The sequence below is a fragment of the Isoptericola sp. NPDC057191 genome, from assembly GCF_042670225.1.
Lineage (GTDB): Bacteria > Actinomycetota > Actinomycetes > Actinomycetales > Cellulomonadaceae > Isoptericola.
Genome location: NZ_JBHUWC010000168.1, coordinates 1 through 8,997 on the forward strand (window position 1 = coordinate 1; position 8,997 = coordinate 8,997).

The window sequence follows — 8,997 nt, forward strand, 5'->3', positions numbered from 1 at the left end:
ACGCGCCGGGGCCCGGTCACGGGCTCACCCCCCCCCGTGGGCCAGGTGCCGGGCCCCCCCCCGCGGCCCGGGCCGTGGGCCCGGGCCGCCGTCGTCGTGCTTGGTGCAGTGCGTCAGACCGCCGGCGGGGCGCTGGGGACGCCGTAGGGCGCGGGCGCGGCCTGCACGCCCTTCGGGTCCGGGCCGAAGCGGTTCGGGCCCATGGTCCCGGGCTGCGCGTACAGCACGATCATGATGATCCCGCCGACGAACGGGATGAGACCCAGGAACCAGAAGAACCCGGACTTGTCCTGGTCGTGCAGGCGGCGCACCGAGACGGCCAGCGTCGGCAGCAGGACCGCCAGGTACACGAGCGAGAACAGGGACGTCGCGACGGTGAACCCCGCGCCCATCCTCGCCGTGTCGGGGTCCACCGAGGTGGCGGCAACGACGCCGAGCACGATGCTCGCCACGACGCCGATGATGGCGAGGAACAGGTACCAGAACCAGAACTCCGAGCGGCGCGCGCGGCCGGTGAACGTGGCGTACTGCGAGAAGACGGACTTGATCGCGTCCGGGAACGACATGGCGGCCTCACTGGGTCGTCGGCGGGGGCGTCCGTATGCCGGCGCTCGCGGAGTGCGTGCTGGCCCCCGGTGGCCCCGCGAGCGTAGGGGGCGCACGCACGGCGCGTCCAGGGTTTGTCCACGTCTCATCCACATACTCGGTGGGGAGAACTCCCCGTCGAGCCCCCACGGTGCGCTCCCGGCGCCCGTATGCTCCCTGGGTGCCGACCCCCGCGCCGCCGCCGCGCGGCCCCCTGGACCGCGTCCCGGCACCCGTCCTGTTCGTGGTCTCGGGGCTCACCCTCTACGCCGGCGCGGCCGTCGCGGTGGGGCTCTTCGGGCGCCTCGGCGCCCCCGCCGTGGGCTGGTGGCGCATCGTGCTGGCCGCGGTGGTCCTGGTGGCCTGGCGGCGCCCGTGGCGGCGGCGCTGGTCGCGCCGCGACCTCGTCGCGGCGGTGCTGTTCGGCGTCGTGCTCGCGGCGATGAACGTGGTCTTCTACGTCGCGGTGGACCACCTCCCGCTCGGCGTCGCGGTCGCGATCGAGTTCCTCGGCCCCGTCGCGGTCGCCGCGATCACCGGCCGGGGCTGGCAGGAGCGCGCCGCGATCGCCGTGGCGGCGGGAGGCGTGCTGCTGCTCGCGGGCGTCACGCTCGGGTCGGGGATCCCGCGGGAGGACGCCGTCGTCGGCCTCGGCGCGGTGCTCGCGGCAGCCGCCTGCTGGGCGGGATACATCGTGCTGGGCAAGCGCGTCGCCGGCGCGGGAGCGGGGATCGACGGCCTCGCGGTCGGCATGGTGGCCGGTGCGCTGGCGTTCGCCCCGTTCTTCGTGTCGTCGGCGCCGGAGGTCCTGACCGACGTCCCCCTGCTGCTCTTCCTGCTCGTCGTGGCGGTGTGCTCGTCGGTCGTGCCCTACGTGCTCGACCAGGTGGTGCTGCGGCGCGTCGGCACCGCGACCTTCTCCGTCATGCTGGCGCTGCTGCCCGCCACCGCTGTCCTCGTCGGTGCCGTGGTCCTGCGGCAGATCCCCACCTGGCCCGAGCTGGTGGGGCTCGCCCTCGTCTCCGGCGCCATCGTCATGACCGCGCGCGGCTGACGGCGCGCCCCCGGCGCCCTACAGGTACTGGCCGGGGGAAGGGCGACGGTCGTCGCCGGGTCCGGTCGGGCCGTCCCCGGGGCCGGCCGACCCGCCCGGGCCGAACGGCGTCGGGTGAGCGCCCGGCGGCAGGGCCCGGCGCATCTGGGAGAGCTGCGCCTGCGCAGCCATCTGCTGCGCCACGAGCGCCGTCTGGATGCCGTGGAAGAGGCCCTCGAGCCAGCCGACCAGCTGCGCCTGCGCCACCCGCAGCTCGGCGTCCGACGGGACGCTGTCGTCGGAGAACGGCAGCGTGATGCGGTGCAGCTCCTCGACGAGGTCGGGGGAGAGCCCGTCCTCCAGCTCCGTGAGGGAGCGCTCGTGGATCTCGGCCAGGCGGGTCCGGGCCGCGTCGTCGAGGGGAGCGTCGCGCACCTCGTCCAGCAGCCGCTTGATCATGCCGCCGATGCGCATCACCTTGGCCGGTTCCTCGATGCGGGACGACTCCTCGACCTCGGCGCCCTCCGGGGCGTCCGCGTCGTCGGCGTCGGGAGCGGTGGGCTCCCCGTCGGGGGTGACCACCCGCGGGAGGTCGGCGTCGGACGGGGCTCGGGTGGCGTCGTCGCTCGCGGTCATGCTCCCCAGTGTGGCCCACCCGGCCGACACGGGCCGGTCAGGGGACGAGCAGGACCTTGCCGAAGGGCTCCCCGGACTCGAGCAGCTCGTGCGCCCGTGCGGCGTCCGCCAGCGGCAGCCGGGCGTGCACGACGGGACGCACGCGGCCGTCGGCGACCAGCGGCCACACGCGCTCGCAGACGGTGGCGACCAGCGCGGCCTTCTCGTCGGCCGACCGGGAGCGGAGCGTCGTGCCGGTCACCCAGGCGCGCTTCGCCATGAGGGCCGACAGGTCCAGCTCGCCGTGGCGGCCCTGCTGCAGGCCGATGACGACCAGGCGGCCACCCGGCGCCAACGCCCGGACGTTGTCCGCGAGGCCGCCGCCGCCGAGCACGTCGAGCACGACGTCGGCCCCCCGCCCGCCGGTGGCCTCGCGCACGGCGGTGACGACGTCCTGCGACCGGTGGTCGACGCCGACCGTCGCGCCGAGGGCGACGCAGCGGGCCACCCGCTCGGCGCCGCCGGCGGTCGCGACGACGCGCGCCCCCAGGGCCGCCGCGAGCTGGACCGCGACGCTGCCGACGCCACCCGACCCGCCCTGCACCAGGACGGTCTCGCCGGCGTGCAGGTGACCGGTGTCCACGAGGTTCGTCCACGCGGTGCACACGGCCTCGGGGAGGCCCGCGGCGTCGACGAGGTCGACGCCGTCGGGGACGGGCAGCAGCTGGCCGGCGCGCACCACGACCTGCTCCGCATAGCCCCCGCCCTCGAGCAGCGCGACGACGCGGTCGCCGGGCGCCCAGCCGGTCACACCGGGGCCGAGCGCGCGGACCGTACCCGAGATCTCGAGGCCCGGCCACTCGGGAGCGCCGGGCGGCGGGGGGTAGTTTCCGGCGCGTTGGAGCAGGTCAGCGCGGTTGACGCCCGCCGCAGCGACGTCGACCAGGACCTCACCCGGGCCCGGTTTGTCCAGGTTGACGAGGGATAGGGTGAGTTTCCCTGGACCGCCAGGTGCCGATATCGTGACCGCTCGCACACCGATGGAGCCTACTCGCGCACCTGGAGCCCAGCCGGGCACGCGGAGCGGTGCCGGACGTGATGGCACCCATCCGAGGCATGGACGACGACGGTCGCCCGCACTCGACGAACAGTGTTGGAGAGGGTTCAGATGCTCCGCAGGTTGGGCGTTCGCGGGAAGATTCTCGCGACACTCGCCGTGCCGATCTTCGTCCTGGCGTTGACGGCGGGCTGGATCACCTGGCAGTCGCTGCAGGAGAACCGCAGCGCCGAGCAGACGGCGGCGCTGATGGCCTCGCTCGAGCTGCAGGACGTGGCGGGCTCCGCCGTGGCGGCCGAGCGCGCGACGAACATCGCGGCCGAGATGGGGATCCCGGGTGCCAAGAAGGCGCTCGTGAAGGCCCAGGAGGACACCGACCGGGCCCTCGACGCCCGCGACGAGGCGCTCGAGGTCCTCGACGTCAGCGCGCTGCCGACGAACGTCCAGGACGCCGTGGCGCGCACGCTGCGCGACCGGACCGTGCTCGACGAGCTCCAGCGCAAGGTCATCTCCGGCCAGCTCACGGAGGCGCGCGCCACGGAGCAGTACACGGCGCTCAGCGAGAACGCGATGGACGTGCCGCGCTCGGTGGCCCAGAGCGGCACCGACGCCGGCCTGACCCGGCACATCAACGCCTACACGGCCCTCGACGAGGCGATGCTCGCCAACACGCTGGAGCGTCCCGTCGCCGGCGCCGTGCTGGCGTCGCTCCAGGCGGGCGAGCCGCCGGCCGCCGACCTCAACGGCCGCATGGTCACCACCCTGCAGCAGACCGACGCCCTGCGCACCGACGCCCAGGAGCAGCTCGAGCAGATCCCCGGCGGGTACGAGGTGCCCGCCTACGCGAACGACCTGTCCCAGCTCCGGCTCCAGCTGCGCTACCTGAACCTCTCCGGTCTCGACACCGAGGCGGCCGGGCAGTGGAACAAGCTCTCCCAGGGCTGGGTCGCGCAGACGCAGCCGGTGCGCGACGAGGTCCGGGACGCGACCGTCGCGTACTCGGACGACCTCGCGGACGACGCGCAGACGGCCGCCCTGCTGACCGGGGCGGCGGCGTTCGGCGTCGTGCTCGTGTCGTTCCTCCTCGCGCTGCTCATCGCCCGCCGCATCGTGCAGCCGCTGGCCCGCCTCACCTCCGCGACGGCGGACGTGCGCGACCGCCTGCCGCGCATGGTCGAGCAGATGGCCGTCCCCGGCCAGGGCCCGTCGATCGACCTCGTCCAGGTCCCCGTGGAGTCCAGCGACGAGATCGGCCGCCTCGCGGCGGCGTTCAACGAGGTCAACGAGACGACGATGGTCGTCGCGCGCGAGCAGGCGGCCCTCCGTGGCTCCATCGCCGAGATGTTCGTCAACGTGGCCCGGCGCGACCAGGTGCTGCTCAACCGGCAGCTGTCCTTCCTCGACGAGCTGGAGCGGTCCGAGGAGGACCCGACCACCCTGTCGAACCTGTTCCGCCTCGACCACCTCGCCACCCGGATGCGCCGCAACGCGGAGTCGCTCCTGGTGCTCGCGGGCATCGACTCGGGGCGCCGCGTGCGCAACCCCATGCCCATCTCCGACGTCGTCCGCACGGCGTCCTCCGAGATCGAGCTGTACGACCGGGTGCGCCTCAACCTGGGCGTCGACCCGCACATGCTCGGCCACAACGCGTTGAGCGCCGCGCACCTGCTGGCGGAGCTCCTCGAGAACGCCACGATGTTCTCCGAGCCGCACACGCCGGTCGAGGTGACGACGGCGCGCGACCAGCGCGGTGTGGTCGTCACGGTCCGTGACCACGGGCTCGGGATGAGCCCGGAGGAGATCGCGGACGCGAACTCGAAGGTCGCGAGCCGGTCCGCGTCGGACGCCGTGGGTGCCCAGCGCCTCGGCCTCTACGTGGTCGGCCGGCTGGCCGACCGCCTCAACGCGCGGGTCGGGTTCAGCGCGGGCGACGGCGGCGTCGGCACCGAGGTGACCGTCCTGTTCCCGGCGGACCTGTTCCTGCCGGACGAGGCGCTGCCGCTGCCCGAGCCCACGGACCCGCTGGAGGCGGCGACGCAGAGCGCGGCCGCCGACCTGAGCGGCCAGTCCCTCGGCACGCTCCAGCCTCCCGCCTCGGCGCCGGTGGCCTCGGTCCCGGCGGCCGCGGCGGAGCCCTCCGCCGCGCCGGCCGTGCCAGCCACGCCGGCCCCGGCGTTCGGCTCGGCGGCCGACGACACCCGCACCACGCCGACCCCCGCGGTCGCGTCCGCCCGGTCCGCGCTCCCCGCGGCGCCCGAGGCGCCCGCCGCCGTGGCCGTCGACCTCGACGCGCTCACCGACGGGACGACGTCGATCGGCATGCCGCGCCGCCGGCGCTCCGACGCCGCGCACGCGGAGACCTCGCCCGGCGTCGACACCGGCCCGATCGTGCTCCCGCCGCTCGCGACGCCGAACCTGCCGAACCTCGTGGACGACACGACGACGGACGCCTGGCGCCCGCCGTCGGCCGTCGAGGCCTCCGCGACCTCGCTGCCGAGCCGGCACCGCGCCGAGCCCGAGCCGGCCGCCGCCGAGCCCGAGGCCGTGTCCGCGCCGGTCCTCGGCGTCGACCAGCGCGCGGGGCTGTTCTCGAGCTTCCGGTCGATGGGGTCGATCGACGCCTCGGAGACCGAGAGCACGCTGCAGCTCGACGCCGTCACCGAGGACCCGGCGGCACTGCCGGGAGAGCTCGCCCCGGTGGCCTACGAGGAGCCGGCGGCGCACGTCGCCGTGCCGCTGCACGAGCCCCAGCCGGAGCCCGAGCCCGTCCCCGCCCCTGCGCCGCAGCCCGTGGCGCACGAGCCGTACCGCCCGGCCACCGAGGTCTCGCCGGTCGTCGCCCTGCCCACGCGCGCGTCCGCCGCCGCCCCGGCGCCGGCGGCACCGATGGCTCCGATGGCTCCAGTGGCTCCGGCCCGCCCCGAGCCGCAGGAGGCCGCACCCGCGGCGTTCGCCGCCCCGGCGACGTCGGCGTTCGAGCCGGTCGTGCGCGAGGTGCCGGAGACCGCTACCTCGGCGTTCGACCCCGTGACGCCCGCGGCAGGTCTGCCGCCGCGTGACGAGCCGGCCCCCGCCCAGGACGCGTTCCAGGAGCTCCCGGCGTTCGAGGACCTGATCTCCGACCTGCCGACGCGCCGCGCGGCGCGCGAGAACGAGGCGGCGCAGGCGGGTCGCCGGCGTGGCCTGTTCGGGCGCAAGCCCTCCTCCGAGGACGCGGCTCCTGTGGCGACGCGGTTCCCCGCGGCGACGGGGACCGCCCCGGAGGCCGCCCGTGCGGAGCCGGCGCCGTTCGAGCCGGCCCCGTTCGAGCCGGCGCCCTACGACGCGTCGCCGTTCGACGCCGCCCCGGCGGCGTACGAGGCGCCGCGCGAGGCCCCCCGGCCGGAGCCGCGCGAGGAGCCGGCGGCGACGTCGTACGGCGGCTCGGTGCTGCCGCTGCGCCCGACGGAGACCGGCGGGAACGACCCGCTGGACCCGCACTTCGTGCCCGACACGGTCGAGGCTCGGTCGGAGTGGATGGCCTCGGCCGTCCTGTACGAGGAGATGTCCACGATGCTGCAGCGCGGCGTCTTCCAGGAAGGGAACGTGACTTCGACGAACGAGGAGCAGACGTACCGCCCGACGACGGTCTCGAGCGTGTCGGGCGGCCTGGCGCGGCGCCAGCGGGCGGGGGAGTCCTCGGCGTCGGCCGAGCGCTTCACGGCCCGGATCGAGCGGGACCCGGAGCAGCTTCGCTCGCGGCTGTCGGCCTTCCAGTCGGCCACCAGCCGCGGTCGTGACGACGCGGGAGCCTTCAGGGCCTCGACGCCGCCCGCCCCCACCGTGAATGATGTCCCTGGATCCGCGCCGCAGCAGCGGTGACCTGCGCCTTCGGCGTACTTGACGAGGAGGAAGCGTGACCCTCAGTACTGAAGCGACCAACTTCGGGTGGCTTCTCGACAACTTCGTGCGCACCGTCCCGGGCAGCCGCCACACGCTGGTGGTCTCGGCGGACGGTCTGCTCATGGCGATGTCCGACCAGCTCGACCGCACCAGCGGTGACCAGCTCGCGGCGATCGTCTCCGGCATGTCCAGCCTGACGCGCGGGGCCTCCCGCCAGCTCAACGGCGGCAACGTGCGCCAGGCCGTCATCGAGATGGACAACGGGTTCCTCTTCCTGATGAACGTCTCCAACGGCTCCGTCCTCGCGGTGGTCGCCGAGTCGTCCTGCGACATCGGCCTCATCGGCTACGAGATGGCGCTGCTCGTCTCCCGCACCGAGGCCACGCTCACCCCGCAGCTGATCTCGGAGATGCGCGGCAACCTTCCGGTGGACGGTTCGACGCGCTCCGCGCGGGTGGGATGAGGTCGCGACCATGACGCACGGATCGTTCGGTTCTCTGGGTGCGCACTCGGCAGACGGCTACGAAGCCTCGACGGTGCGTCCCTATGCGGTCACCGGCGGCCGCGTCCGTTCCGCCATGTCCGACCTGCCTCTCGAGGCGTTGGTCGAGGTGCTGCCCGGCGCCGTCACGAGCATGGGCCTCACCCCGGAGAAGCGGGCGATCCTGCAGCACGCCGCGCACACGTACGTCTCGATCGCGGAGCTCTCCGCGCTGCTGCGCCTGCCCCTCGGCGTCGTCCGCATCCTGGTCGCGGACATGCAGGAGGAGGGGCACATCACCGTGCACACCTCGACCCCGGTGAACGTCCACACGGGTCACGGCAGTTCCCACTCGGGCCTGTCTCTGAGCGTCTTGGAGAGTGTTCTCAATGGCATTTCCGCCCTCTGACAGCCCGACGCCCGGTGCGTCCGGGGGGATGTCCCCGGCCTGGGCGCCGGTCTCCCAGACGGTCGGCGCGGTGAGCGCTCCGACGGCCGGCGGCGCTCCGGCGGCAGCCGGCGCCCCGCAGCGGCAGAGCGTGCTGGGCGGCGCCCCGGCGGCGAACGCGGCTCCGGGCCCGATCACCTCGGTGCCGGCTGCGACGGCGCGCCCCGTCGCCCAGCAGGTTCCCGCCCCGGCGGCTGCTCCGGCCGCCGCGCCGGCCCAGCCGGCGGCGACCGCGCAGGGACCCTCCGCCCCGGCGCAGCCCGCCCCGGCGGCGGCCCCCGCACAGCCGTCCACCGCGCCGACCGTCACGAAGATCGTCGTGGCCGGCGGGTTCGCCGTCGGCAAGACGACGTTCATCGGCTCCATCTCGGACGTCGAGCCGCTGAACACCGAGGCCGCGATGACCGAGCACTCGGTGGGGGTCGACGACGCCGGCGGTGTCTCCGACCGGAAGACCACCACGACCGTGGCGATGGACTTCGGCCGTGTGAACCTGCCGGGCAACCTCTGGCTCTACCTGTTCGGCACGCCGGGCCAGGACCGCTTCCTGTTCATGTGGGACGACCTGATCCGCGGCGCCATCGGTGCCGTCGTGCTCGTCGACACCGACCGGCTGGAGCAGTGCTTCCCGGCGATCGACTACTTCGAGTCGCGCGGCGTGCCGTTCGTCGTCGGGGTGAACTGCTTCGACGGCGTCGCCAAGCACCGTCTCGAGGACGTCCGCGAGGCGCTGCAGATCCCTGCGCACGTGCCGATGCTCTACACGGACGCGCGGTCGCGCGCCGCGACGAAGCAGACGCTCATCGCCCTCGTGCAGCTCGCGATGAGGCAGCTGCGCTCGGGTGGCGGCCCCGCCTGACAAGCGCCGTCCCGACCGCCGTCCCGCGGCCCCGGCT

At 74.7% G+C, this 8,997-nt stretch carries 8 protein-coding genes; 5 read left to right on the forward strand and 3 right to left on the reverse strand.

Going from position 1 to position 8,997, the window contains the following annotated elements; translation table 11 throughout:
* Positions 1-113: 113 nt before the first annotated feature.
* The gene (locus ACFT55_RS16585; RefSeq protein WP_380244945.1) at positions 114-566 is read right to left on the reverse strand and encodes a DUF805 domain-containing protein; all 453 of its coding nucleotides are present in this window, start codon (positions 564-566) and stop codon (positions 114-116) included.
* 200 nt (positions 567-766) lie between these two features.
* Here ACFT55_RS16585 and ACFT55_RS16590 point away from each other — a divergent pair, with 200 nt between their 5' ends.
* Positions 767-1,639 (forward strand): DMT family transporter, encoded by an 873-nt coding sequence (locus tag ACFT55_RS16590; RefSeq protein ID WP_380244946.1) that lies wholly within the window; start codon positions 767-769, stop codon positions 1,637-1,639.
* Positions 1,640-1,657: 18 nt separating this feature from the next.
* Here ACFT55_RS16590 and ACFT55_RS16595 read toward each other — a convergent pair whose 3' ends face one another.
* Complete coding sequence (locus tag ACFT55_RS16595; RefSeq protein WP_380244947.1) at positions 1,658-2,254, reverse strand: bacterial proteasome activator family protein; 597 nt, start codon at positions 2,252-2,254, stop codon at positions 1,658-1,660.
* A gap of 37 nt (positions 2,255-2,291) precedes the next feature.
* On the reverse strand, positions 2,292-3,269 hold the full coding sequence (locus ACFT55_RS16600; protein WP_380244948.1) for an NAD(P)H-quinone oxidoreductase: 978 nt from the start codon (positions 3,267-3,269) through the stop codon (positions 2,292-2,294).
* Between the two features lie 180 nt (positions 3,270-3,449).
* Between ACFT55_RS16600 and ACFT55_RS16605 the strand changes: the two genes are divergently transcribed.
* The 4 genes from ACFT55_RS16605 to ACFT55_RS16620 all read left to right on the forward strand — a co-directional run bounded on the left by ACFT55_RS16605 (position 3,450) and on the right by ACFT55_RS16620 (position 8,960).
* A complete protein-coding gene (locus ACFT55_RS16605; protein WP_380244949.1) occupies positions 3,450-7,151 on the forward strand; it encodes an ATP-binding protein in 3,702 nt (1,233 codons plus the stop codon).
* Positions 7,152-7,185: 34 nt separating this feature from the next.
* Positions 7,186-7,635 carry a roadblock/LC7 domain-containing protein gene (locus ACFT55_RS16610; protein ID WP_380244950.1) on the forward strand — a complete coding sequence of 150 codons (450 nt, stop codon included), beginning with the start codon at positions 7,186-7,188 and terminating at the stop codon, positions 7,633-7,635.
* Positions 7,636-7,645: 10 nt separating this feature from the next.
* Positions 7,646-8,062, forward strand: coding sequence for a DUF742 domain-containing protein (locus tag ACFT55_RS16615; protein WP_380244951.1), 417 nt, complete (start codon positions 7,646-7,648; stop codon positions 8,060-8,062).
* Positions 8,063-8,414: 352 nt separating this feature from the next.
* Positions 8,415-8,960, forward strand: coding sequence for an ATP/GTP-binding protein (locus ACFT55_RS16620; protein WP_380244952.1), 546 nt, complete (start codon positions 8,415-8,417; stop codon positions 8,958-8,960).
* Positions 8,961-8,997: the final 37 nt, after the last annotated feature.